The 24,955-nt window shown below is 35.7% G+C and carries 20 protein-coding genes; 9 read left to right on the plus strand and 11 right to left on the minus strand.

All coding sequences use genetic code 11. The features are described from left to right. The first annotated feature begins 141 nt into the window (after nt 1-141). Genes gerKA through gerKC form a run of 3 tightly spaced genes read left to right on the plus strand, consistent with a single transcriptional unit; the run spans nt 142 to nt 3,836 of the window. A complete protein-coding gene (gene gerKA / locus AC3WVA_RS21720; protein WP_349302949.1) occupies nt 142-1,644 on the plus strand; it encodes a spore germination protein GerKA in 1,503 nt (500 codons plus the stop codon). Then, nucleotides 1,625-2,731 carry a GerAB/ArcD/ProY family transporter gene (locus AC3WVA_RS21725; RefSeq protein ID WP_098345932.1) on the plus strand — a complete coding sequence of 369 codons (1,107 nt, stop codon included), beginning with the start codon at nt 1,625-1,627 and terminating at the stop codon, nt 2,729-2,731. Before gerKA ends, AC3WVA_RS21725 begins: the two co-directional genes overlap by 20 nt. Continuing rightward, nucleotides 2,712-3,836, plus strand: coding sequence for a spore germination protein GerKC (gene gerKC, locus AC3WVA_RS21730; protein ID WP_098345931.1), 1,125 nt, complete (start codon nt 2,712-2,714; stop codon nt 3,834-3,836). The genes AC3WVA_RS21725 and gerKC overlap by 20 nt, the downstream gene beginning before the upstream one ends. 32 nt (nt 3,837-3,868) lie before the next feature. On the opposite strand, the gene treC is transcribed toward gerKC, so the two are convergent. The 3 genes from treC to treR all read right to left on the minus strand — a co-directional run bounded on the left by treC (nt 3,869) and on the right by treR (nt 7,822). Next, nucleotides 3,869-5,530 (minus strand): alpha,alpha-phosphotrehalase, encoded by a 1,662-nt coding sequence (gene treC, locus AC3WVA_RS21735; RefSeq protein WP_349302950.1) that lies wholly within the window; start codon nt 5,528-5,530, stop codon nt 3,869-3,871. A 13-nt stretch (nt 5,531-5,543) separates the two neighbouring features. Next, nucleotides 5,544-6,971 (minus strand): PTS system trehalose-specific EIIBC component, encoded by a 1,428-nt coding sequence (treP, locus tag AC3WVA_RS21740; protein WP_492322181.1) that lies wholly within the window; start codon nt 6,969-6,971, stop codon nt 5,544-5,546. A gap of 140 nt (nt 6,972-7,111) precedes the next feature. Continuing rightward, nucleotides 7,112-7,822 carry a trehalose operon repressor gene (gene treR / locus AC3WVA_RS21745; protein WP_001976171.1) on the minus strand — a complete coding sequence of 237 codons (711 nt, stop codon included), beginning with the start codon at nt 7,820-7,822 and terminating at the stop codon, nt 7,112-7,114. 450 nt (nt 7,823-8,272) lie between these two features. Here treR and AC3WVA_RS21750 point away from each other — a divergent pair, with 450 nt between their 5' ends. Then, a complete protein-coding gene (locus AC3WVA_RS21750; protein WP_166689096.1) occupies nt 8,273-9,670 on the plus strand; it encodes an amino acid permease in 1,398 nt (465 codons plus the stop codon). Between the two features lie 28 nt (nt 9,671-9,698). On the opposite strand, the gene AC3WVA_RS21755 is transcribed toward AC3WVA_RS21750, so the two are convergent. Beyond that, complete coding sequence (locus tag AC3WVA_RS21755; RefSeq protein ID WP_349302951.1) at nt 9,699-11,405, minus strand: putative bifunctional diguanylate cyclase/phosphodiesterase; 1,707 nt, start codon at nt 11,403-11,405, stop codon at nt 9,699-9,701. A gap of 493 nt (nt 11,406-11,898) precedes the next feature. Continuing rightward, the gene (locus AC3WVA_RS21760) at nt 11,899-12,237 is read right to left on the minus strand and encodes a cobalt transporter (protein WP_098521268.1); all 339 of its coding nucleotides are present in this window, start codon (nt 12,235-12,237) and stop codon (nt 11,899-11,901) included. A 337-nt stretch (nt 12,238-12,574) separates the two neighbouring features. Between AC3WVA_RS21760 and AC3WVA_RS21765 the strand changes: the two genes are divergently transcribed. The 3 genes from AC3WVA_RS21765 to AC3WVA_RS21775 all read left to right on the plus strand — a co-directional run bounded on the left by AC3WVA_RS21765 (nt 12,575) and on the right by AC3WVA_RS21775 (nt 17,012). After that, nucleotides 12,575-14,104 (plus strand): cardiolipin synthase, encoded by a 1,530-nt coding sequence (locus AC3WVA_RS21765; RefSeq protein ID WP_048525066.1) that lies wholly within the window; start codon nt 12,575-12,577, stop codon nt 14,102-14,104. Between the two features lie 127 nt (nt 14,105-14,231). Next, entirely contained in the window at nt 14,232-15,125 is an 894-nt protein-coding gene (locus tag AC3WVA_RS21770) for an ATP-binding protein (RefSeq protein WP_098345924.1), read from the plus strand. 3 nt (nt 15,126-15,128) lie between these two features. Further along, nucleotides 15,129-17,012, plus strand: coding sequence for a vWA domain-containing protein (locus AC3WVA_RS21775; protein ID WP_098345923.1), 1,884 nt, complete (start codon nt 15,129-15,131; stop codon nt 17,010-17,012). A 39-nt stretch (nt 17,013-17,051) separates the two neighbouring features. On the opposite strand, the gene AC3WVA_RS21780 is transcribed toward AC3WVA_RS21775, so the two are convergent. From AC3WVA_RS21780 to AC3WVA_RS21790, 3 genes are read right to left on the minus strand one after another with little or no spacing between them, the layout of a single operon-like run. Beyond that, nucleotides 17,052-17,474 carry an NUDIX hydrolase gene (locus AC3WVA_RS21780; protein WP_098345922.1) on the minus strand — a complete coding sequence of 141 codons (423 nt, stop codon included), beginning with the start codon at nt 17,472-17,474 and terminating at the stop codon, nt 17,052-17,054. A gap of 54 nt (nt 17,475-17,528) precedes the next feature. Then, the gene (locus AC3WVA_RS21785; protein WP_429604209.1) at nt 17,529-18,494 is read right to left on the minus strand and encodes an L-threonine 3-dehydrogenase; all 966 of its coding nucleotides are present in this window, start codon (nt 18,492-18,494) and stop codon (nt 17,529-17,531) included. 44 nt (nt 18,495-18,538) lie between these two features. Further along, nucleotides 18,539-19,729 (minus strand): glycine C-acetyltransferase, encoded by a 1,191-nt coding sequence (locus tag AC3WVA_RS21790; protein WP_000095906.1) that lies wholly within the window; start codon nt 19,727-19,729, stop codon nt 18,539-18,541. 213 nt (nt 19,730-19,942) lie between these two features. Between AC3WVA_RS21790 and AC3WVA_RS21795 the strand changes: the two genes are divergently transcribed. Continuing rightward, nucleotides 19,943-20,674, plus strand: coding sequence for a class I SAM-dependent DNA methyltransferase (locus tag AC3WVA_RS21795; RefSeq protein WP_166704597.1), 732 nt, complete (start codon nt 19,943-19,945; stop codon nt 20,672-20,674). A 28-nt stretch (nt 20,675-20,702) separates the two neighbouring features. On the opposite strand, the gene AC3WVA_RS21800 is transcribed toward AC3WVA_RS21795, so the two are convergent. Genes AC3WVA_RS21800 through AC3WVA_RS21810 form a run of 3 tightly spaced genes read right to left on the minus strand, consistent with a single transcriptional unit; the run spans nt 20,703 to nt 23,596 of the window. Further along, entirely contained in the window at nt 20,703-21,524 is an 822-nt protein-coding gene (locus AC3WVA_RS21800; RefSeq protein WP_417902742.1) for an ABC transporter ATP-binding protein, read from the minus strand. A 12-nt stretch (nt 21,525-21,536) separates the two neighbouring features. Continuing rightward, on the minus strand, nt 21,537-22,595 hold the full coding sequence (locus tag AC3WVA_RS21805) for a FecCD family ABC transporter permease (protein WP_000760066.1): 1,059 nt from the start codon (nt 22,593-22,595) through the stop codon (nt 21,537-21,539). Then, nucleotides 22,592-23,596: a FecCD family ABC transporter permease gene (locus AC3WVA_RS21810; RefSeq protein ID WP_098345919.1), complete on the minus strand. Its 1,005-nt coding sequence runs from the start codon at nt 23,594-23,596 to the stop codon at nt 22,592-22,594. Before AC3WVA_RS21810 ends, AC3WVA_RS21805 begins: the two co-directional genes overlap by 4 nt. Nucleotides 23,597-23,767: 171 nt before the next feature. Between AC3WVA_RS21810 and AC3WVA_RS21815 the strand changes: the two genes are divergently transcribed. Next, complete coding sequence (locus tag AC3WVA_RS21815; protein WP_098345918.1) at nt 23,768-24,733, plus strand: ABC transporter substrate-binding protein; 966 nt, start codon at nt 23,768-23,770, stop codon at nt 24,731-24,733. The last annotated feature ends 222 nt before the right edge of the window (nt 24,734-24,955 follow it).

Here is a 24,955-nt window from a genome sequence, read left to right on the forward strand (position 1 = left end):
CCTCTACTCCGTATTTCCTCAAGTGTAAAAGATGACGTAACGTAACTTTCAAGGTTATTTTTTTCAAATAATCCAAGCATAAATTTCTCACAAAAAGCAAAAATTAACAGGAGTGACTTTATTCTAATAGAGGTGGAAATTATGACTGAACAGGAAAATTCAAAACAAGATAATAGCAAAAAGCATATGTTTCCATCACTTCCGGAAAATATTAATTACATTGAAAATAAGCTCTGCCACTCAGATGATATAAAAAAATTAGATGTCCCTTTTCAAAACGGAAAAGGAACGATCATATATATTGAATCTTTAGCAGATCCAAATCTAATTCATCAATTAGCTCTTGAGCCATTATTAACGCGGTCGGATTTACCTTTAGATAAAGCGTTTTCTACGTTAAATATGAAAAAAGAAACGAATTTAAATTATGGGATACAACTTTTATTACAAGGTAAATCCTTATATTTTCATGAACACGTCGACAGTTTTTGTATTTTCGAAACAGCTTTATCTTTAAAGAGAGATATAGCAGAGCCTGATAATGAAGGAGTTGTGCGCGGTCCACATACTGGTTTTGTAGAAGATCTAGCAACTAATTTAACCTCTATTCGTAAACTCATTAAGAGTCCAAATTTAGTTGTTAAGTATTTTACAATCGGTGAAGAAATGCACACGAAAGTGGCAATTGCTTATATGCAAAATATAGCGAATGACGATTTAGTTACAGAAGTGAAAAGAAGATTAGGAACGATTAAAACAGATGCACTTATGCCCCCAGGATACATACAAGAATTTATAGAGGATACGTCTTTCTCGCCATTTCCGCAGCAATTAAATACAGAGCGTCCAGATAGAACTGTTGCTAATTTAATGGAAGGGCGTGTTGCTATTTTATCTGACGGAGATCCAACAACACTCATCGTACCGGTTACGTTATTCGCTTTTTATCAATCACCAGATGATTATAATAACCGTTGGATTGTCGGTTCTTTCGTCCGAATGATTCGCTTAGTAAGTTTTTTAATTGCCTTTCTCTTGCCAGCTTTATATATTGCAACTGTCGCTTTTCATCCCGATGTGTTGCCGCTCGAACTTGTGTATACGATTAAAGCTTCATTAGAGAAAGTACCTCTTCCTCCTATTTTTGAAGCTCTCTTAATGGAATTAATCTTTGAATTGTTACGAGAGGCTGGTATTCGCTTGCCGAGCCGCGTTGGACAAACAATCGGTATTGTAGGGGGGTTAGTAATTGGGGATGCAATTGTAAAAGCTGGACTCGTTTCTTACACAATGATTATCGTTGTAGCTTTAACTGCAATCTCATCTTTTCTCGTTCCATCAAACGATATGAGTTCAGCTGTTCGGATTCTTCGTTTTCCATTAATGCTCCTTGCTGCTATATTCGGATATTTAGGAATATCATTCGGTCTCATTATAACTTTTGTTCATTTATGTCAGCTACATTCATTTCATACACCATATCTTTCTCCTGTTGCCCCGATGCGGATAAAAGATATGAAAGATTCTTTCGTAAGACTACCAATTTGGTCATTTTGGGAAAGGCCACATGATCCAAAGCCGAAAAAAATGCAACGCCAACATGTAACGAGAGAGGATGAGGACGGTGACAAACACGCAAAGTAAAATCTCGCTAGTTCAATTTACCTTTTTCGTTATTCAATGCCAAATCGGAGTGGGCATACTTTCTCTACCGAACCGTCTTCACCTAATAGCGAAAGGTGGTGGATGGATTTCTGCTCTTATCGCTGGTCTTGCAATTCAACTTATTATTTTACTGATGTGGCTTTTCTTAAAACGATTTCCTGATGCAAATATGTATGAAAGTGTTTGTATGCTATTTGGTAATAAGTTTGGAAAACTATTAGGTTTTGCTTATGTTTTTTATTTTACCCTTATTGGTATGACGGTTATGTTAAATGCTTGTAATGTCATTAAAGTATGGGTTTTACAAGCGACTCCGTGGTCTGCAATTCTCATATTATGTACAGTAGCTTGTTGTTATGTCGCTTATAACACGTTTAAAGTCATCGTACGATTTTATGTCATGGCCTCTATTCTCATTATTCCAATGGCCCTTTTAATTGCTCTAGGGCTTTCCCGAGCTGATTTCTCTTATATTTTTCCCATTACAGAAGCCGGCTGGTGGAATATAATTCAAGCATCTAAGGAAACAATTACAGCTATGTATGGTTTTGAAATCATTCTTATCGCTTTTCCAAAAGTAAATGGCAGCTCTGTCGCAAAGCTAAAGGCCATTTCTATCGCTAATGGATTTGTAACGCTTTTTTATACTTTTACTGTTTGGATTTGCTTTATCGTATTTAGTCCAAAACAAGTTGAACTTATTCCAGAACCAGTCGCTTACTTATTACGCTCCTTACATATCGGGATTATAGACCGAACTGATTTACTATTCATACCAATTTGGATGATAACTGTTGCTGCCTCTATTGCTAGTTATTATTGTGCTGCTTCTATTGGCATTGGACACATATTCAACCTTTCTAATCATAAAAAAGCTGTTCCAATCGTTGGTATTATTGCTTTTAGTGTAGCCTTATTTATAGATACACCTGAAGAATTAAAAGTAATTTCTACTTTCACTGATAAGTTCACCTATATTTTCATCGTTGGCCTCCCTCTTTTATTTCTACTTTATTCAGTAATAAGAAAGAAGAAAGGAGAACAATATGTTCCAAAAAAGAGTTAAATTACTTTTTATATTATGTACTAGTTCCCTCCTTTCTGGCTGTTGGGATCAAGAACCATTAAGGGAGGCAAGGTTAGCTTATAGCATTGGAGCTGATATTACGGAAGATAATAAACTCCAGCAAACAATCGAGCTCGTAAAAAGTTCAAGCGGAGAACAATCTTCATTCGAGAATGAAATACATTCAGCAACGGGGCATAACATAAGGGATACAAGCGATGCCCTAAAAAAAAATGTGACTGGGAATATTCGCTATTTTAAATATGGTGTTCAATTACTAGGAACCAAAATTCTAAAAAAAGGGATACTCCCCTATTTAGATGTCAGTTTTCGGGACCCAACAAATCCAACTGCTTTAGTAAAGCTTATTGCAGTAGATGGTGAAACGTCCGAGGTACTCGAAAAAAAGAAAGTAGGAAATTTACTAATTGGAGATTTTTTAAAGAAAAAAGTGAAAAGCTTAGAAGATATGAGTGTATTTCCAAAAGAAACTTTAGAAACAGCTGCTACAAAAATGTTGGATCCCGGTAAAGACTTTACCCTCCCTTCCATAAAAATAAAAGGAAAAGAAGTAATTACAAACGGGGTAGCTTTATTTAACAATGATAAATTGACTGGGCATTTACCTTTGAAACAATCGGTTTTATTCGTATTATTAACCGGAAAAATGGGAACAAGTGCCCGTATAACCCAAAAACTTACTAGCGAGGAATCAGAGAAGACATCTGATTATGTAACAATGGAAATTAGCAATCGAAAGTTAAAACGAGACTTAAAAATAAAAACCGATAAAAAAGGAAATGTTTATGCTCATATTAAGCTACAACTAAAGGTAATAGCACTTGAATCTCCAAGAGATAATCTGTATACAATGGACGATAGAGAAAAACTAAATAAAGAACTATCTAAACAACTTACGAAAGAAGCAAAAAAAATAACAACCCAACTACAAAAAGCAAATTGTGATGCTTTCGGTATCGGAAGACATCTTATCGCATATCATCCTGACTTATGGAAGAAAAAAAATTGGAATAAAGATTATGCAAAAGTAAAATTCAAACCAGAAGTAGACGTAAATATTTTGTATAGTGGTGTCTTAAAGTAAAAAGGTTGTATGCCGCGCGGGCATACAACCTTTTATTTCTTATATCGATAGACAATTGATTCATATGGTCTTAAGTTAAGTTTTGTAATGTCCTTGCTGGAATCTTTATAATTCGACAGTAGTACTTCTTGTTTCATTCCATCTAATTGGACATGGGCTGGTACTGAATACATTATTTCTTCTCCATAGAAGTTATTGATAACAAGCAGCACTTCACTCTCTGTAGTACGAGTATATGCCCAAATTTTAGGATGATTTTCATCTAAAATAGCATACTCTCCTTCAGTAATTACACGATACGCTTTTCTAAGTTCGATTAGTTTTTTATAATGATAAAATACAGAATCTTTATCTTCTACTGCTTTTTCTACATTAATCTCTTTATAATTGTCAGCAACCGCAATCCAAGGTGTACTTGCTGTAAAACCGCTGTTCATCTCTTCATTCCATTGCATCGGAGTACGAGAGTTGTCACGAGATTTTTGTTTTAAAATCCTGATAATCTCTTCTTTTGATAATCCTTCTCCTCGCTTTATATCATATATATTTAACGATTCTACATCGCGATATTGTTCGATGGATTCGAATTTAGGATTCGTCATACCGATTTCTTCGCCTTGATAAATGTAAGGTGTACCTTGCAACATATGCATAGCTGTCGCTAACATTTTTGCAGATTCATTTCGGTACGTTCTATCATCACCGAAGCGTGACACAATACGAGGCTGGTCATGATTACACCAAAATAACGCATTCCATCCCCCGCCCTTTTGCATTTCAATTTGCCAATTAGACATAATCTCTTTTAATTTAATGAAATCAAAATCTGCTTTCGTCCACTTATCTCCATTCGGATAATCTACTTTTAAATGATGAAAACTAAACGTCATACTTAATTCATTGCGCTCAGGGTTTGAATATTTAATACAATTATCAATTGTTGTAGATGACATCTCTCCAACTGTAATTACATCTTTCCCTTCAAAAACATTCCGGTTCATCTCTTGTAAATATTCATGAACGCGCGGGCCATCTGTATAATATTTACGACCATCGCTCGTCGCCGTGCTTCCGTCATCGTTTAAAAACTGTTGATCTTTTGAAATTAAATTAATAACATCTAATCGGAATCCAGTTACCCCTTTATCAAGCCAAAAGCGCATCATATCATATACTTCTTCACGAAGTTTTTCATTCTCCCAATTTAAATCAGCTTGTGTCTCATCAAATAGATGTAAAAAATATTGCTCTGTCTTCTCATCATATTTCCAAGCAGACCCGCCAAACTTAGATTGCCAATTATTTTTTTCATCACGCCAAATGTAATAATTACGATATGGACTATTTTTATCTTCCTTCGCTTCTTTAAACCACTTATGCTCCGTCGAACTATGATTTACAACAATATCCAGCATGATTTCAATGTTACGTGCCTTTGCTTCTTCTAAAAGCTCTTCAAACTCTTCCATCGTCCCGTAAGATGGATCAATGCTGTAGTAATCACTTACATCGTATCCATTATCATTTTGTGGTGATTGGTATATCGGTGTTAACCAAATATAATCTACTCCGAGTTCTTTTAAATAATCTAGTTTCTCTGTAACCCCTTTTATATCACCGGTTTCTTTATTGTAATAACTATTAAAGCTCTTCGGATAAATTTGATAAACTACACTTTTATGCCAATCCTTCATGTTCAACTTCCTCCTACTTCTGTTTTACTCTTTTTGCAAATAACCACGTTAACGTAAATGGGATTACAACTGCGATAATCATTCCGACAATAAACATTGGAATCGATTTCGGAATGATAGAAATAAATGCTGGTAATCCCCCAATTCCGATGGCAGGTGCCAATACACCATTTAACGTAATAAATATAGCTGCAATAGCCGATCCTATAATCGCTGCATAGAACGGAAATTTATTTCGTAAGTTTACACCAAACATAGCTGGTTCTGTAATACCGAAATATGCTGAGATTGCTGATGTAGATGCCATGCTTTTATCATTTTGATTTTTAGAAATCCAGAACATCGCAAGTGCCGCACTACCTTGCGCAATGTTAGAAAGGGCAATCATTGGCCAAATGAATGTACCACCGTGCTGTGCAATTAATTGTAAGTCGATAGCAATAAACATATGATGCATACCTGTAATTACGAGTGGTGCATATAATGCTCCAAACAATACTGCACCAACTACTGGTACTGTTTCATATACACCTACTAATCCAGCTGTTAATAAATCTCCAATATGACGTGTAACTGGACCAATAATTCCTAGTGCTAATACACCTGTTACGACAATCGTTGTAATTGGTACAACTAATAGTTGAATTGCATTTGGTACATGTTTCTTCAAGAAAATTTCCACTTTACTTAATACAAAAGCAGCTACTAAAACCGGCAAGATTTGACCTTGATACCCTACCTTTTCAATTTGAAATAATCCTAAAATATCGAAGTACTCAATCTTTTGTCCGTCTAAACCAGTCGCTGCTTTTCCGTAATCCCACGCGTTTAATAAGGCTGGATGCACAAGCATTAATCCCATAACAATCCCTAATATCGGACTACCACCAAAACGCTTCGTTGCTGACCAACCGACAAGTGCTGGTAAGAATACGAAAGCTGTATTCGCCATCATATTAACTAAATCCCAAAGCCCACTTAAGTTTGGATACACATCTAATAAATTTTTACCTTCAAAAAATAAGTCCTTCGCCCCTAATAGGTTGTTAATTCCCATTAGTAAACCAGCTGTTACGATTGCTGGTAATATCGGCATAAATACATCTGAAAATACTTTTACAAACTTTTGAGCTGGATTTAACTTTTGATTTCCAGAATCTTTTACGTCCGCTACTGTCGCTTCCTTCATACCTGCAAGCGTTATCAATTCAGCATATACTCGATCAACATCTCCTGGACCGATTACAATTTGAAATACCCCAGCGTTATGGAACGCTCCCTTCACTAATGAAACAGATTGTAATTTATCGTTATCTATTTTACTTTCATCTTTTAAAGCGATACGGAGTCTCGTTACACAGTGTGCAGCTTGTTCAATATTGTCTTTCCCACCAATATACTGCAACACTTCCTCTGCTGTTTTACGATAGTCTTTCCCCATATTCCCGTCCCTCTTTTCTTTTTTTGATACCGTTTACAATTATATATTAACTCGTATATATAAGTTAGTCAACACTCGTATATACGAGTTTGTCATTTTTTTATAAAAAAAGAGATGAAACGTTATTACGTTCCATCTCCTTATTTTCTCCGCGCCACATCTGAAAAATGAAAAATATCTAAGCGGTGGCGGGATTCTGTATATTCGAACTGACTTCCATCATAAAAATGCGTAAAGTTTTTCACGACAACAACATAGTCTGTTCCATTTAAATCTAAATACTTTCTATCGTCCTCTGTACATGGCTGTACTTCAATTACTCTCTGCGAATAACTAATATGAAGACCTAGTTCTTTCTCAATGTATTTATAAATGGACTGCGCTGCAATTTCACTCGTTAATCCAGGAATATATTCCGATACAAAATGATTAATATCCAAAATTACTTTTTCTCCATCAATATTCCGTACGCGTTTAATATGATCTATTTCTGTTTTCTCTTTCACATTTAATAGCTTTGCAACCTCTTTTGTCGCTTTTACTTTCTCCATTTCCACGACTTCTGTAATACAATGGCGTCCTAAACGTTCATTTTCTTCTTGGAAGCTTACAATGCCACCAAAGTTGAATTCAATGTTTTTTCGCTTTAAAACAAAGACACCTTTTCCATGTATTTTTTGAACATATCCACGCTCTTGTAATAAATCTACAGCTTTTCTTACTGTACCTCGGCTCGCTTCATATTGCTTCATTAATTCAGTTTCTGATGGGATTTTGCATCCCTCTTTTAATTGTTTATTATCAATAGACTTACTGATTTCTGTATAAATTTGTTCATACTTGCTCATCATCTACAATAGCCCCTTGTCACCTTCTAATTCTATATGTATTATACCATGCTACACTCTTCTGCCAATCTCTCACTTATTTTCCAGTATAGGAAAAATACAGGTAAATATTTAATCTTTAAAACGTATTTTTATAAAAATTTTTATATTTTTCTTTTCATTCAAAAAAACATGTAGTATACTAACTTCAAAATCAGAGGAGAAAGGGAGCAAAGAACTATGCTTACTTATACAACAATTGTAGTTACATTTGCACAAAAACATCATCATCATACGTAACCCTTGAAACCTAGCGGAAAAATTACGCGTAGGTACAAGGGTTATTCCCGTTGTACCTACGCTTTGGCGAAGAGCCATGTAGGTATTTTTTATCTACATGGCTCTTTTTTTATTGCCAAAAAGCTAGTAAAAAATGATGTTTAAGCAAAACTTACTACAAAGGAGTTAACAAAAATGGAAACGAAAAAATGGGGATTATGGATTTTAACAGCTTTTGTTATCGGAAACATGGTTGGCGGTGGCGTATTTATGCTCCCAGCAAATTTAGCACAAGTATCAGGTCCAATGGGTTCTACACTTGCATGGAGTATTACAGGTCTTGGCGTATTTATGATTGCACTCGTGTTTGGAAATTTAGCAATTCGAAAACCAGAATTAAAAGCAGGACCACAAAGTTACGCTCAAGCAATGTTCCCTTCAAAAAAAGCGGGTAAAGTTGCAGGATATAGTATGGCATGGGGATATTGGGCTGCGAACTGGGCTGCAACAGCATCTGTTATTATTTCCTTCGCTGGATATTTATCAACATTCTTTCCAGTTTTACAAAGTAAGCAAATTCTCTTTTCAACGAACGGATTTTCACTAGAACTCGGAAAAGGATTAACTTTCCTCGTATGTAGCCTTATGTTATGGGGAATTCAATATATTCTTTCTCAAAATATTGACCGAGCTGGAAATATGAACCTTCTTGCTACCATTGCAAAGATTATCGGATTTACAATGTTTATTGTAATCACATTATTTATTTTCAATGCCTCTAATTTCGGAGACGGTCAAACATTTATGAATGAAGCAGGACAATCCATTTCTTTAGGTGGACAAATCAATTCAGCTGCTATTGCAACACTTTGGGCGTTTATCGGTATTGAATCGGCTGTCATGCTTTCTAATCGTGCAAAATCTCAGCGCGATGTAAAAAAAGCTACCATTTTCGGATTAATTATCGCTCTTCTTATTTACATGTCAATTACTCTACTTACAATGGGCGCTCTCCCGCAAGATGCTTTAAAAGAGTCTCAAAAACCATTAGTAGACGCATTAAATTTAGCCATTGGCAATAAAGGTGCCTATATCATGGCTCTACTTGCACTTGTATCTTTATTTGGATCTACAGTTGGCTGGATCGTTGTTAGTTCTGAAGTACCTTACCAGGCAGCAAAGAATGGACTTTTCCCTAAGTGTTTCGCGAAAACGAATAAAAAAGGTAGCCCTTCAAAATCATTATTTATTACAAATGTGATGACGCAGATTTTCTTGTTCTCAACGATTTCTGGTACCGTGTCAGAAGCTTATAATTTTGCTATCGTTGTAGCAACATTAGCTTATTTAATTCCATACCTTGTTTCTACGCTGTACCAATTCAAACTGGTTATTACAGGAGAAACGTATGATATAATGCCTGGCTCTCGATTAAAGGATGGGATTATTACTACATTAGCATTTGTATACTCTATTTGGGTTATCAAAACGGGAACTGCCGATTTAAAAACGTTCTTCTTAGGAATCGGATTGTTCGTAATAGGTCTTATTCTTTATCCAGTATTAATGAAAAACTCGCAAAAAATGAATTAAAAAAAGAGAAGCTACCAGCTTCTCTTTTTTATTCAAAATCTGTCATTAACTTTTCTTTTAACTCTCCTACAGATAAAGGTTTCGCATAATAAAATCCTTGTACATAATCACAGCCCATAGATTGTAATAAACTTTCTTGCTCTACTGTCTCTACCCCTTCAGCAACTACTGCTAAATTTAAACTATGGGCAATTTCAATAACAGATTTTACAATCGTTCGCTCTGGCTGTGCATGATCATAATGAAATTCACGAATAAAATTACGATCAATTTTTACTATATCCAATGGTAGTTGTTTTAAATAATATAAGGAAGAATAGCCCGTTCCGAAGTCATCTAAAGCAATTAATATACCCATATTTCTTAATTCTTGTAATGTAGCAATAATATAATCAAAATGTCGAACAGCAATGCTTTCCGTTATTTCTAAAATTAAACGATTCGGAGGAAAGCCAGTTCTCCTCAAAATGCTACGTACAGATAAAATAAAACGCTTTTGCATTAATTGTTGTATGGATAAATTCACAGATAACTTTAGTCCGTCTTGATACTCTGGCAATGTCTTAAACAAACGACATGACTTTTCTAATACCCAGTCCCCTAATTTTATAATAAGTCCAGATTCTTCAGCTACTGGAATAAATTCGCCTGGCGAAATAGGCCCTTCTTCTGTCGAACAACGTGCTAAAGCCTCAATACCAGTATATTTCTTCGTTTTCAAATCAATAATAGGCTGCAGCGCCACATCTAACTCTTCATCACGAATTGCCTTTTGCAAAGCGAATTCAATTTTCATTCTACGGTTTATTTTCGCACGTAACTCATCTGTAAAGAAACAAGCCGCATTTCTGCCCTGTTCTTTCGCGCTATACATAGCTAAATCCGAATTCTTCAATAAGGTTTCTACATCTTGTCCGTCTTGCGGATATGCGCAAAGTCCTAGACTAGCTGAAATGTATACCTCATGACCTTCAAGCATAAATGGTGCCTGAAAACATGACAACACAGATGTCGCTAGCTGCCTCATCGCATCTTGTGTATAACTTTTTGTTAACAACACAAATTCGTCGCCACCCAGCCTAGCCAGGACGTCTTTCTCTCCTAGCACATAATGCAACCGTGAAGCAACTTCGCTTAAAAGTAAATCCCCTATCATATGACCTAGCGTATCGTTTACTAATTTAAAACGATCTAAATCAAAGTAAATCATACCAAATTCTTTTTTGCCTGCAATCATCTCGTTTACAGTCGTTATTAACTGCAATCGGTTCGGTAAACTCGTTAAAGCATCATGATACGCAAGTTCCCTATAACGACTTTCACTTAACCGTAGCCTCTGTTCTGCTTCTTTCCTACTACTAATATCATTTCGGATTGCTATAAATTGATATGGCTCTCCTTTTTCATTTAAGAATGGAACAATTGTTGTTTTAACCCAATAATATGTCCCATCTTTTGCTTGATTTCGAATCTCACCTCTCCATACTTTTCCGCTCAAAATTCGCTTCCAAAGAATTTGAAAAAATGATTTTGGGTGATATCCTGAATTTAAAATACGATGATCTTTCCCTATTAACTCTTCTCGTGTATATTTAGAGATTTCACAAAATTTATCATTTACATATGTAATAAGACCATTTCGGTCTGTAATCGCAACAATTGAAGACTCATCTAATGCTAACTTTAAATCTCGCAATGAAGAGTCATATAATGCATGACCTCTTTGTTCTAGCATGCGCATCTCTCCTTGCTTCCTATCTGATTAAAACACAATTTGTTTCTTTTCATAGAAATAGAGATATTTCATTTCCTAATAATCGTCCTTTGCATAAATCACGTTTTGAAATATGTCGATTAAAATAACATAATATTATTTGTAATAAAAAGCAATATAATACCGTTTCAATTATAAATAGTCGTTTCTTATCACTATAATTAGCTTACTTTATTATACCTTATTCATTCTCTTATATTGCTTTATAACTAGCTCTATGCAACACTAGTTTCCCACTATTTCTGCTTATATCTAACCACTGTACTTTACTAGCGAAATAGAAATTCGAGCACATTATACAACTATTCACGAATAATAATATAAAAATTTAAATTAGTATATATGTTTTTGAATTACAATAACAAAATATTAACATATTTTCACCTTTATTTTGGAAATATTTTATAAATAAATACTTTATTAAACTAAAAAAGAGGAAAGCCTCTTTTTTAGTTTAATACGGATATGTTATTTGTTGATAACCCGGATATGGCGTTGGATATGGTACTGGGTATGGCGCTGGATAGGTTACTGGGTACGGTGCTGGATAGTAGCCTCCACCTGCTGCACCCGTTAACGCGCCAGCTGTAAGCCCACCTAACACACCTCCAGCAAAACTTCCAGGGAAAAATCCACCGCCCCATGAGCCGCCACCCCAGCCCCATCCGCCTCCATGATGGTGGTGATGATCATGGTGATTGTGTCCTCCATGGTGGTGATGCCCACCGTTATGATTGTGCCCTCCATGATGATGATTACGATAATACAATCCGTTATTTTCTATATAATTCATGTTTCCCCGCTCCTTTTCCATTTTCTCATCTTAATAGATATTGTATGAATAATACGAACCTTGTTGGTAACCTATATAATAGGAAGAAGCCACGTAATATGGTTATCCCCTTTCCTATATAAGGGGCAAGGATTTTGTCCCTCCTACACTGTTTATTAACCAGCAAATAGCGGGCTAATAACGTAACAATATACTGTATGTAGGACAAATGCGGAAAGCATGAGGAAAATGTCTATATTTTGTAAAAAAAACAAAACACTTTATAATAAGAATGTCGGATTGTACCTTTTTATATAAGAAGTCTATATTTAAGAAAGATTAGAGGAATTTTATAGCAATGAAGAAGCCTATCGTTCAATTATTATTGGTATTTATAATTGTATCTATCGTACTCTTACTTTTAGATACGTCTATCCTCTCACTATATACCTTTTTCGGTGTATTATGGTCTCTTACAATCATAGGAATATCTTTCGTTATTTTTATCGAAAATAGATCTCCTCAAAGTACTTTAGCATGGTTTTTAGTATTAGCACTTCTTCCCGTTGTAGGTGTGCTTTTATACTCTATTTTCGGGCGTAGCCGTTGGAGAAGAAAAAAACATCTCCATCGTTCAGAAGAACAAAGAAAATTATTCCGTGAAATATTAGAAGGAAGACGAGTAGAATTATCACTCACAGTCCCCTTACATGAGCGTTCTACACATTTAACAAAAGTCGTGCAAAAATTTGGAGGCGGACCTGCCGCAGATAGAACAACTACAAAACTTTTAACAAACGGAGATCAAACATTCTCAGAAATTTTGCAAGCTATCGAGCAAGCAAAACACCACATACATATTCAATACTATATTTATAAATCTGATGAGATTGGTACAAAAGTTCGGGATGCGCTAATAAAAAAAGCAAAATCTGGTGTTATTGTACGCTTCCTTTATGATGGATTAGGAAGTAATACATTAAGAAGACGCTTTTTAAAACCTATGAAAGAAGCTGGGATTGAAATTGTTGAATTTGACCCTATTTTTTCAGCTTGGTTACTTGAAACAGTTAATTATCGTAACCACCGTAAAATCGTCATTGTAGATGGAGAAATCGGTTTTACTGGTGGACTCAACGTTGGTGATGAATATCTTGGCCGTTCAAAAAAATTCCCCGTTTGGCGTGATAGTCATTTAAAAATAGAAGGAAAAGCGCTATATAAATTACAAGCAATCTTTCTAGAGGACTGGCTTTATGCATCTAGTGGATTGAATACTTATTCTTGGGATCAATTTATGAATAGACAATACTTCCCAGGTAAAGAAATTTCAAGTGCAGAAGGTACCGTTCAAATTGTAGCGAGCGGCCCGAGCTCAGATGACAAAAGCATTCGCAATACATTATTAGCCGTTATGGGATCTGCAAAAAAATCAATTTGGATTGCTACACCATACTTTATCCCAGATCAAGAAACTTTAACATTATTACGTTTAAGTGCAATATCTGGCATAGATGTACGCATTTTATATCCTGGTAAAAGTGATAGTATTATTAGTGACCAAGCATCTCAGTCCTACTTCACTCCACTTTTAAAAGCCGGTGCCTCCATTTACAGTTATAAAGATGGTTTTATGCATGCAAAAATTGTACTTGTTGATGATCAAATTGCTACAATCGGAACAGCAAATATGGACGTACGCAGCTTTGAATTAAATTATGAACTTATTAGCGTACTTTATGAATCAGAAACGGTTCATGATATTAAACGTGATTTTGAAGATGACTTTAAGCATTCCACGGAAATCAAATGGAACGCTTTCCAAAAAAGAAGTATCAAAAAACGAATATTAGAGTCTTTCATGAGGCTCATCTCTCCTTTACTGTAAGCAATCAATGTAATATTGATTGCTTTTTCTTTTGTATTTCTCCCCTTTCCTTTTCTTTGCATACCATATTAAAACAAGTTATCATAAGATGTATTACTTTATGAAAATAATGTTAGGTGGGAAATACATGTTAGAACAATTTCATATACATGCTGATTTAAAACAACAGCTCTCAAGCATTCACGAAAAGAATAAACAAGAAGCTGGTGAAAATGCACATTTAATCGGTACCAAAATATATAAAGCATCTGATAACAGCATTATCGAAGATGCCATTACAGCACTTCTTCTTGGCAAAAACATTCTATTAAAAGGACCGACTGGTAGTGGTAAAACAGTACTAGCGGAAACTCTTTCTTCTTTATTCCAAAAACCAATGCATAGCATTAACTGTTCCGTTGATCTAGATGTAGAAGGTATTTTAGGATACAACACACTACAAACGAAAGATGGCGCATCTGAAGTTTCATTCGTTAACGGTCCTCTTATGAAAGCAATGAAGAGCGGTCATTTCCTATATATTGATGAAATCAATATGGCAAAACCTGAAACGTTACCACTTCTTCACGGTGCATTAGATTACCGTAAAATGATTACTAACCCATTTACACAAGAAGTTGTATACGGTGATGAAGAATATCGCGTAATCGCAGCAATTAATGAAGGTTACGTTGGTACAAGCGAACTAAACGAAGCGTTAAAAAACCGTTTCGTTATTATTGAAGTTCCTTACATTCAAGGTGATACATTAAAAGAACTATTATTAGCTGAATCAAAATTAAATGATGTTGCAACAATTGAAAAGTTCGTTGCATTTGCAAGCGACCTTATGCCTTTAGCTCGTGATGGACGTGTAAGTGAAGAAGCTGCAAGTATTCGTGGCATTATCGACGCATGTGATTTAGGTGTATATATTCCTGTTATGCGTGCAATTGAACGTAGTATTATCGCAAAATTAAACGATGAAACAGAACAAATGACTGTCCGTGAATTAGCAGAAAGTTATTTCTTTGAGGGATAATTCATGAGACAAATTTTTAGTGACAAAAAAATTGATGCGTCGCTGTTTCTACAAATGGAAAACTTAATGTATGCTCTTCTAAAAGAAGACGATGCCTACCTTGAGTATGGCTATAAAGCATACTACGACGAAATTGAAAAAAAGGTTGTCATTAGTCACTTTTGGGATGATCGAAAAGAAGAGGATACAGTAATCGGATTAAAAAGCGAAGTGTTTTTAAAAGCACTTGGTAATAAACATTACTCGGACATGACTTTAATTCGTTCTTATGCGATTGAATTGCAAGAATCACCCTTGAAAAAGTTTTTAACACAATTATTTGTTCTATTAGAAGATTTACGTGTTGAGGAAATCGTAAAAAACTTACGCCCTGGCACAAAGCATGTTTTTAAACGAAGAAAAGAAATGTATCGCAATTACTTCGGCTCACAAAATGAAATTAATCGTGTTCGTAACTATCACGGCGACCGTCTATTTTGTCTCTGCTACCTTTCATTAACGAGCGATAAATATGAAATGTTTAATAATGAATACTTCGAGCAAATTGAAGCAATTTTGCATGAAACATTCCAAGCTCGTAATACGGAAGATATTATGTATATCGTTGAGAAAATTCGCTATCGTTTAGAAGGCCTTCTTGAAAGTGATATGCTTAATAATTATTTCGGACATGCTCCGCTTTATTTATCTGTTATTGCAGACGAAAAGAACTGTCGCGTCGAAGATTTAGCAAATGATGATACACAACTCATAGATGACGATGAAAATAAAAACAAAATGGATGAAAGTTTCTCTACATGGCATCGTGAAAATAAAAATAACGAAAACGAGAACTTTTTACGCTTTGAATTAGAAAGCGGAACAAAAACAAACATGATGGGCGATACTGCTCGTGAATCAGAAGATGGCGACCAAGCACTTGGTTCTGTACAAGGTACTTCTCAAAAGAGTACACAATCCAACTTTGATGGTGCTGATACAGAAGAAGCAAGAGCTTCACACGCTTCTAGCCAAAACGACAGTGCATACGGTAAGTATAACGTTGGTGCCTCTCATACATTTAAAGAAGCTCGCAAAGCAAATAGCGATGAGAAAAAAGATTACCAAGCCATCAAATCAGTCGTTAATAAAGATGTTAAAGAATTAAAGAAAATTATCGAAAAAACGATTGAAAATAAAACGAATGCAAATAGTGATAAATATTACGGAAGACTTCGTAAGAAATTCCTTCGTATTTATACTGAAAAGCAGCCGCGCATGTTTTATAAAAAAGGACAAGAATCACAAGAACTCGATGTTGCATTCCAACTACTAGTGGACTGCTCTGGTTCTATGTATAACAAAATGGAAGAAACGAAAAAGAGTGTAGTCCTATTCCATGAAGCGTTGAAATCTTTAAAAATCCCGCACGCTATTAGCGGATTTTGGGAAGATGCCTCTAGTGCTAAACCTGAAGATAAGCCGAACGTTATCCATGAAGTTGTAACGTATAAAAACTCAACGTTACCAAACGTTGGGCCTGAAATTATGCAGCTTCGCGAAGAAGAAGATAACCGCGACGGATATATTATTCGTATCGTTTCTGAAAAGCTTGCGAAAAGACCAGAAAAGCATAAATTCTTACTTGTCTTTACAGATGGTGAGCCTTCTGCGCTAGACTATCAACAAGACGGTATTTTAGATACGCACGAAGCTGTCAAACTTGCTCGTAAAAGTGGTATGGAAGTAATCGGAATCTTCATCGAAGAAGGCGAAGCGAAAGAAGCAACTTATCAATTAATGAAGAACATTTATAACCATCACTTCTTAGTTGCAAATCATGCTGAAGATTTACGTCTGAAAATTAAACCGCTATTGAAAAAGTTATTACTGAAGACGATCGAATAGAAAAACAGGAGCGTTGTCGCTCCTGTTTTTCTATTTCAATCACTTTGTTTCTGGTTGAAACTTGTATGGAATGGCTACTTCTAATAATGCCTCAAATCCTCCATCGTAGAATGGGAATCGTTCATTTGCGATCCTTCGATCCACCCACTCTATTGTAGAAATTTCTTCTTCATCTTCTGCAATAAGTTCACCTGTTACTACATTTGCTCGGAATGTAAACAATAGTGCATGATTCCCTGATTCTTCAAAGAATTTTTCATTGATTGCAACAAGTCCACCTGCCACGGCAGTTAAACCTGTCTCTTCTTTTACTTCCCTTACTAGAGCTTCCCCTAACGTTTCACCCTTTTCAACAGCCCCGCCTGGCAATGACCAAACGTTTTGTTCTACATTATGTACCATTAATATTTTATCTGTTTCCTCTTCATATATAAGCGCATATACGACGTCAACTCTTTGCATGTTCCTTTTCTCCTTCAATTAAAAGGGTCGATTCCTAAGAATCGACCCTTCCTATTAATTCGTCACTAACTCAGCTGTGAGCTTTTTTTTTAACTTAGCCAACATGTCCGTTGTCATTTTGTCTAAATCATATTCTGCTTTAAAGCCCCACTCGTTCATTGCTGCTGTTGCATCAATAGAGTTTGGCCAGCTATCAGCGATTGTTTGACGAGCAGGATCTACAGCGTAATCCATTGCAAACGTTGGAATGTGTTTACGAATGGATGCTGCGATTTGCTCTGGCTCAAAGCTCATTGCTGTAATATTGAACGCATTTCTATGCACAAGTTTATTTGGATCGGCTTCCATTAATGAAATGATCGCTTGTAAAGCATCTGGCATATACATCATATCCATGTATGTTCCTTCTGCAATGTATGAGGTGTATGTGCCTTTTTTAATCGCCTCATAATAAATTTCAACTGCATAATCAGTTGTTCCGCCTCCTGGAGGAGCTACGTAAGAAATTAAACCAGGGAAACGTACACCGCGCGTATCAACGCCAAATTTTTGATGATAATAATCACATAATAATTCTCCTGCTACTTTGTTTACCCCATACATCGTAGTAGGACGCTGAATTGTATCTTGTGGTGTATTATCTTTCGGCGTTGATGGACCGAATGCACCGATAGAACTTGGCGTGAAAAACTTACAGTTTAATTCACGAGCTGCTTCTAATGCATTTACAAGTCCACCCATATTTAAATTCCATGCAAATAACGGATTTTTTTCTGCTGTTGCTGAAAGTAAAGCTGCTAAATGAATAATTGTATCTACTTCATTACGCTTTGCGATATCATGTAGTTTTTGTCCATCTGTTACATCTAACGTTTCAAATGGACCAGATGTTACTACTGCACTATCTGTTTCACGAATATCTGTTGCAATAACATTTGATGCACCGTATACATCACGAAGTTTCATTACTAATTCAGAACCAATTTGCCCTAAAGAACCGGTTACTAGAATTTTTTTCATTTTCCCCACTCCTCATTTGCAAGCTATTCAAAAGATGCCCTTACTTAAATGATGCCCATTTCTTTTCCTACTTTTTCATACTTACGAATTGCTTCATCTAACATTTCTTTCGTATGAGCTGCTGTAGGCATATTACGAACACGACCTGTTCCTTTAGCTACAGTTGGGAACACGATAGATTTTGCGTAAACGCCTTCTTCATTTAGACGTTTACTAAATTCTTGTGTTAACACTTCGTCACCTATAATACAAGGTGTGATTGGCGTTTCACTTTCTCCAATGTTAAAGCCAAGTTCTTTTAACCCTTGTTTTAAATAACGACCATTTTCCCATAAACGATCATGTAGCTCTGTGCTTTCCATTAAAATTTCAATGGATCGCATACATGCAGCTGCATCAGCTGGTGTTAATGCTGTAGAGAATAAGAATGGACGTGAACGAACTTTTAACCAGTCAATTAAGTTTTGTTTCCCTGCTACATATCCACCAATTACCCCAATTGCTTTTGATAATGTACCAATTTGGAAATCAACTTTATCAGATAGACCGAAGTGCTTTACAGTTCCTGCACCTTTTCCAAGTACACCTGAACCGTGTGCATCGTCTACATATGTCATTAAATCTAATTCTTCTGCAATCTCAACAATTTCTGGTAGTTTTGCAACATCTCCATCCATTGAGAAGACACCGTCTGTAATTACCATTAATTTATTGTAAAGACCTGATTCTTTCGCCGCGATTGCTTTTTGGCGTAAATCTTCCATATCCGAATGTTTATAAACAATAATTTTTGCCTTTGATAGACGACTACCATCAATAATAGAAGCATGGTTTAATTCGTCTGAAAGAATTGCATCATTTTTATCCATAACGGCTGAAATCGCTGCCATATTACAGTTAAATCCTGATTGGTAAGCAATTGCCGCTTCTGTATGTTTAAACTTTGCAATTGTCTCTTCTAATTTAATATGCAAATCTAAAGTACCGTTAATTGTACGAACAGCTCCTGCCCCAACACCGTACTTATGAATTGCACCAATTGCTGCTTCTTGCAAACGGCTATCTGTTGCTAATCCAAGATAGTTGTTTGAAGATAAGTTAATATATTCTTTTCCGCCAATTGTAATGATCGGTCCATTTGAACTCTCAAGCGGATCAATTACGTTATAGAGCCCCTTTGATTTTAAATCCTCTAAATTTTCTTCTAAAAATTTCGCAAGTGTTTTACTAGACATTGTGAAGCCTCCCATCGTTCATGTAAGCGAATTATTGTCTTAATAGTTCTAATAATCCCTCTACTAGCTTAACACGTTTTCAGAATTTATTATAGAAAAATAGTTTAAAGTAACCGCTTACAATTCTAGATTATATATGATTCATTACAAGAAATCTATCATTTACTTTTCATATTTGGTAGAATAAAAAAAATATTTAAGGGGGCTTCAATCATGGCATTTACTGAATCTGATGTATATAATAACGAAGCATTTTTTAAACAATATATGAAACGAAGATACCGAGAAAATAGCCCCAATGAATCACTTGAAAAACCAGCCTTCTTTCAACTCATTGGTGATGTGAAAGGAAAGAAAATCCTCGATTTAGGCTGCGGTGACGCAAAATTTGGCAAGGAATTATTAGAAAAAGACTGCCACTCTTACACCGGTATTGAAGGCTCCGAACTTATGTATGAAAAAGCTAAAAAACAACTAGAAAATAAAAATGGGATCGTCCATTTTTTAAACCTCAAAGACTACACATACCCTCCTGCTACTTTTGATTTAGTAACATCTAGACTCGCCTTACATTATATTGAACATCTTGATAGCATTTTTCAAAATGTGTTTCAAACCTTAAAAACAAATGGCACCTTTACCTTTAGCGTTCAACATCCCATTATTACTTCTTCGTTTGAGAGCTTACAAACAAGTGGTAAAAGAACGAGTTGGCTCGTCGATGATTACTTTAAACTAGGCAAACGGGTTGAACCATGGATTGACCAAGAAGTTATTAAATATCATCGTACAACGGAAGAGTATTTCACATTATTACTGCAAACCGGATTTACCATTACATCATTAAAAGAAGCTATGCCAAATCCAACCTATTTTCAAAATGAAGAAGAGTATAAACGGCGCTTACGAATCCCTCTCTTCCTCTTATTTTCTTGTACCAAATAAAAAAAACGATGAATCACTCATCGTTTTTTTATCTCATTGCCTGAGCTACTTCTTTAACTACACGTCTTCCTCTTCCATGCGGGATACAAAGTGGCGTCCCAAATAATGGATCCGTACTAATTTGACACTCCATTCGGAATACATCACGTACTAGCTTTTCATCTACTACTTCTTCAGGCTTACCTTGTGCATATATTTGTTTATCTTGAATGGCTACAATATTGTCTGCATAACGACATGCTAAATTTAAATCGTGTAATACCATGACAATTGTTCTTTGTTCTGTTTCATTTAATTCGAATAATAAATCTAGCACTTCAATTTGGTGAGTCATATCTAAATAGGTAGTAGGCTCATCCAATAAAATAATATCTGTATCTTGTGCAAGCGTCATTGCAATCCAAGCCCGTTGACGTTGTCCACCTGAAAGAGCATGCACATCACGCTCAGCAAATTCTGTCATCCCTGTTGCTGCAAGTGCTTTCTGTACCATTTCCTCATCTTTTTCTGACCATTGCTTCAGCCATGTTTGATACGGATAACGTCCTTGCTTTACAAGTTGCAATACTGTAAGCCCTTCTGGCGCTTGCGGTCCTTGCGGTAAAATTGCCATTTGACGAGCGATTTGCTTCGTTTGCATACTTTGAATGGCTTGATTATCTAACAAAATGGCACCAGTTGTTGGTTTTAATAATCTAGCTAGTGAACGCAATAAAGTTGATTTCCCGCAACCGTTAGAGCCGATAAAGATTGTAATTTCACCTTTTGGAATTTCTAAATTCAACTCATCAATAATAATTGTTTCACCATAAGACAACGTCAAGCGTTTCGTCTCCAATGCTTTTTGCATATTCATCTCCCTTTATGAATTCCGACTTTTATAAAGTAAATAAATAAAATAAGGTGCACCAATTGCTGATGTAAATACCCCTGCTGGAATTTCAAGTGGGGTGAAAACTGTACGCCCAATTAAATCTGCAGCAAGTACTAAAATTGCACCAACGATCGCCGCAACCGGGAGTAATGCACCGTATAAAGAACCAACTAGTCTTCGTGAAATATGAGGTGCCATTAAACCGACAAATCCAATTCCTCCAGCAAAGGCAACTGCTCCACCAATTAAAGCTGTACTAAGTAATAACATAAATATGCGTGACTTCGTTAAAGGAACACCAAGCCCTACCGCAATATCATCCCCTAGCTCTTGCGCATTTAAATGTCTAGCAGCTATAAACGATATTACCGTTAAAATGAGAACCCACGGCGCAAGTACCATGACGTTTTGCCATGAAGAACCGTAAACAGTACCCGTAATCCATACATTCGCTTGACTCGCTTGGTAAATTGGCGCTAACAACATAAACAAAGTCGTTGCCGCTTTCGTTAATGCCCAAAAGCCAACACCAATTAAAACAAGACTAATCGGTGATAATCCGTCATTTCTCCATGCAAATAAATATACAAAAAGTGCTACAATCGTTGCCCCAATAAAAGCGGCTAACGGCATATAATGAATGCTTACAGTTAGCGCATTATTTTTATCACTAAATATAGCTAAAAATAATACAACTGCAACACTTGCACCACCTGTAATCCCGATAATATCCGGAGAAGCAAGTGGATTTCGAACGAGCCCTTGTAAAATACATCCTGCTACAGCAAGTGCGATGCCTACAAGGATAGCAATTAAAATACGCGGCATACGAAACTTATTTACAACCATATTGGACATCGCATCGCCATTTCCAGTAATCGCTTGCCATACATCATAAGGAGCAATTTTCATGTCTCCCATACCTGCACTCGCAAAAAACAATCCTATTAAAACAACTAGTAAACTGAATAAGACGAGACAAGCTCGTTTATACATTAAAAACGAGAGCCCGCCTTTTCCTATACGAAACGGAATATACTTCTTCATTTGCTAAGCCCTCTCTTACGTGCAATATAAATAAAGAATGGAGCTCCGATAAATGCTGTCATAACTCCTACCGGTACTTCTTGTGGCATAATGACATATCTTGCTGCTATATCAGCTAAGATTAATAGTATTGCACCTAACAAGCCGCTATACGGTACTCTCCACCTATGATCTACTCCAACAAGAAATCTGGCAAAATGCGGGGTAACAATACCAATAAATCCAATTGGACCTGCGACCGCAACTGAACCACCAGATAGCAGGACAATAATAAGTAGTACGAATGATTTTATTAAAATCGTTCGTTGTCCAAGCCCTTTTGCAACATCTTCCCCCATCATTAATGTATTTACTTTCCCTGCCATCATAATTGATGCGATCCAGCCTACTAATAAATACGGGAATACAGATTGTAAAATTTCTAACTTTCTTCCTTGTACAGATCCGGCAAGCCAAAATAATACCTCTTCCATCGCTTTTTCATTTAATACAAGTAACCCTTGTGTTAATGATGAAAATAACGCACTGATTGCGACCCCTGCTAATGTTAACTTAAGAGGCGTTGTCCCTTCTTTCCCTAAAGAACTAGAAGCAAATACAAGTACAGCTGCAATTGCAGCTCCTAAAAAAGCAATCCACGTGAAAGCTGATAATGATGTCACGGAAAAAAGAACAATTGCTACAACTATGAAAAACGCAGCACCTGAATTTAATCCAATAAAATCTGGAGAAGCAAGTGGATTCTTCGTTAAAGTTTGCATAAGACAACCCGCAATGGCTAAACTAGCACCAACACTAGCTGCAATTAACGCCCTTGGTAGACGCACATTTTGAATAATAATATGTTCATTGGAACCATTAAAATGGAAAAAAGCATCTAACGCTAATTTCCAACTCGTATTTGTATATCCGAAAATAATACTTCCCCAAATACAAATAATGACTGCAATGATTCCAACAAATAATCCAATCCATTTTGCTTGATTTGTTTTTAATAACATGCAGCTTTTCCCCTTCAATGTATAATGATACGTTGTAAGTGTATTTCAACTTAATTCCCATTGTCAACGACAATGAGAATTATTTTCAATATATATATTGACATTCAAAAGATAAAGGCTTAATATCATGCTTGCTATTGAAAAAAATTATCAATATGTAGGGGGTACATAATGAATTTCATGCGAAAGAAATCGTTTACAGTATTTGTATTTTTATTAGCCTTTTCACTACTTTTAAGTGCTTGTGGAAAATCAAATACGAAAGAAGAAACAAAAGAAAATACAAAAAAAGAAATGATTACAGTTGAACATGCAATGGGTAAAACAGAAGTTCCTGCTAATCCAAAACGTGTAGTTATTTTAACAAACGAAGGAACTGAAGCTTTACTTGAGCTAGGTGTGAAACCAGTTGGGGCTGTAAAATCTTGGACTGGTGATCCGTGGTATCCACATATTAAAGATAAAATGAAAGATGTAAAAGTTGTTGGTGATGAAGGACAAGTGAACGTAGAAACTATCGCTTCTTTAAAACCAGACTTAATTATCGGTAACAAAATGCGTCACGAAAAAGTGTACGAGCAACTAAAAGCAATTGCACCCACTGTGTTCTCTGAAACATTACGCGGTGAATGGAAAGATAACTTCAAGTTTTATGCAAAAGCATTAAATAAAGAAAAAGAAGGCCAAAAGGTTTTAGCTGATTACGATAAACGTATGAAAGATTTAAAAGCCAAACTAGGTGATAAAGTAAATCAAGAAATCTCTATGGTTCGCTTCATGCCTGGTGATGTTCGTATTTATCATGGTGATACATTCTCTGGTGTTATTTTAAAAGAACTTGGATTTAAACGTCCTGGCGATCAAAATAAAGATGACTTCGCAGAGCGTAACGTATCTAAAGAACGTATTTCTGCAATGGATGGCGATGTATTGTTCTACTTCACATTCGATAAAGGAAACGAGAAAAAAGGCTCTGAATTAGAAAAAGAATATATCAATGATCCACTATTTAAAAACTTAAATGCAGTGAAAAATAATAAAGCATACAAAGTTGACGATGTGATTTGGAATACCGCTGGCGGTGTAATGGCTGCTAACCTACTATTAGATGATATCGAAAAACGCTTTGTTAAATAGTATTTCCTTAACCAGCTCCCCTTCTGTGGAGCTGGTTATTTTTCAATTCACTTAAATGTCACATTATTTCGTTTTGTATTTTTATTCCCAATATGTTATATTATAAAAGTAAATAGAATATATTTTCTCTATATCAGAATAAATATTTTAATCTAAATTTTCTGATTAATCACTATTTTATTTTCTTTTAGAATTCAATTATTACATTTGAAAACGCTTATC

It is taken from the genome of Bacillus sp. EB106-04-02-XG92, assembly GCF_058791995.1.

Coding starts and splice junctions, on each gene's coding strand:
- gerKA (WP_349302949.1), top strand. CDS start 142: ATGACTGAACAGGAAAATTCAAAACAAGATAATAGCAAAAAGCATATG.
- gerKC (WP_098345931.1), top strand. CDS start 2,712: ATGTTCCAAAAAAGAGTTAAATTACTTTTTATATTATGTACTAGTTCC.
- treC (WP_349302950.1), bottom strand. CDS start 5,530: ATGAAGGATTGGCATAAAAGTGTAGTTTATCAAATTTATCCGAAGAGC.
- treP (WP_492322181.1), bottom strand. CDS start 6,971: ATGGGGAAAGACTATCGTAAAACAGCAGAGGAAGTGTTGCAGTATATT.
- treR (WP_001976171.1), bottom strand. CDS start 7,822: ATGATGAGCAAGTATGAACAAATTTATACAGAAATCAGTAAGTCTATT.
- AC3WVA_RS21750 (WP_166689096.1), top strand. CDS start 8,273: ATGGAAACGAAAAAATGGGGATTATGGATTTTAACAGCTTTTGTTATC.
- AC3WVA_RS21755 (WP_349302951.1), bottom strand. CDS start 11,405: ATGCTAGAACAAAGAGGTCATGCATTATATGACTCTTCATTGCGAGAT.
- AC3WVA_RS21760 (WP_098521268.1), bottom strand. CDS start 12,237: ATGAATTATATAGAAAATAACGGATTGTATTATCGTAATCATCATCAT.
- AC3WVA_RS21765 (WP_048525066.1), top strand. CDS start 12,575: ATGAAGAAGCCTATCGTTCAATTATTATTGGTATTTATAATTGTATCT.
- AC3WVA_RS21770 (WP_098345924.1), top strand. CDS start 14,232: ATGTTAGAACAATTTCATATACATGCTGATTTAAAACAACAGCTCTCA.
- AC3WVA_RS21775 (WP_098345923.1), top strand. CDS start 15,129: ATGAGACAAATTTTTAGTGACAAAAAAATTGATGCGTCGCTGTTTCTA.
- AC3WVA_RS21780 (WP_098345922.1), bottom strand. CDS start 17,474: ATGCAAAGAGTTGACGTCGTATATGCGCTTATATATGAAGAGGAAACA.
- AC3WVA_RS21785 (WP_429604209.1), bottom strand. CDS start 18,494: ATGAAAAAAATTCTAGTAACCGGTTCTTTAGGGCAAATTGGTTCTGAA.
- AC3WVA_RS21790 (WP_000095906.1), bottom strand. CDS start 19,729: ATGTCTAGTAAAACACTTGCGAAATTTTTAGAAGAAAATTTAGAGGAT.
- AC3WVA_RS21795 (WP_166704597.1), top strand. CDS start 19,943: ATGGCATTTACTGAATCTGATGTATATAATAACGAAGCATTTTTTAAA.
- AC3WVA_RS21800 (WP_417902742.1), bottom strand. CDS start 21,524: ATGCAAAAAGCATTGGAGACGAAACGCTTGACGTTGTCTTATGGTGAA.
- AC3WVA_RS21805 (WP_000760066.1), bottom strand. CDS start 22,595: ATGAAGAAGTATATTCCGTTTCGTATAGGAAAAGGCGGGCTCTCGTTT.
- AC3WVA_RS21810 (WP_098345919.1), bottom strand. CDS start 23,596: ATGTTATTAAAAACAAATCAAGCAAAATGGATTGGATTATTTGTTGGA.
- AC3WVA_RS21815 (WP_098345918.1), top strand. CDS start 23,768: ATGAATTTCATGCGAAAGAAATCGTTTACAGTATTTGTATTTTTATTA.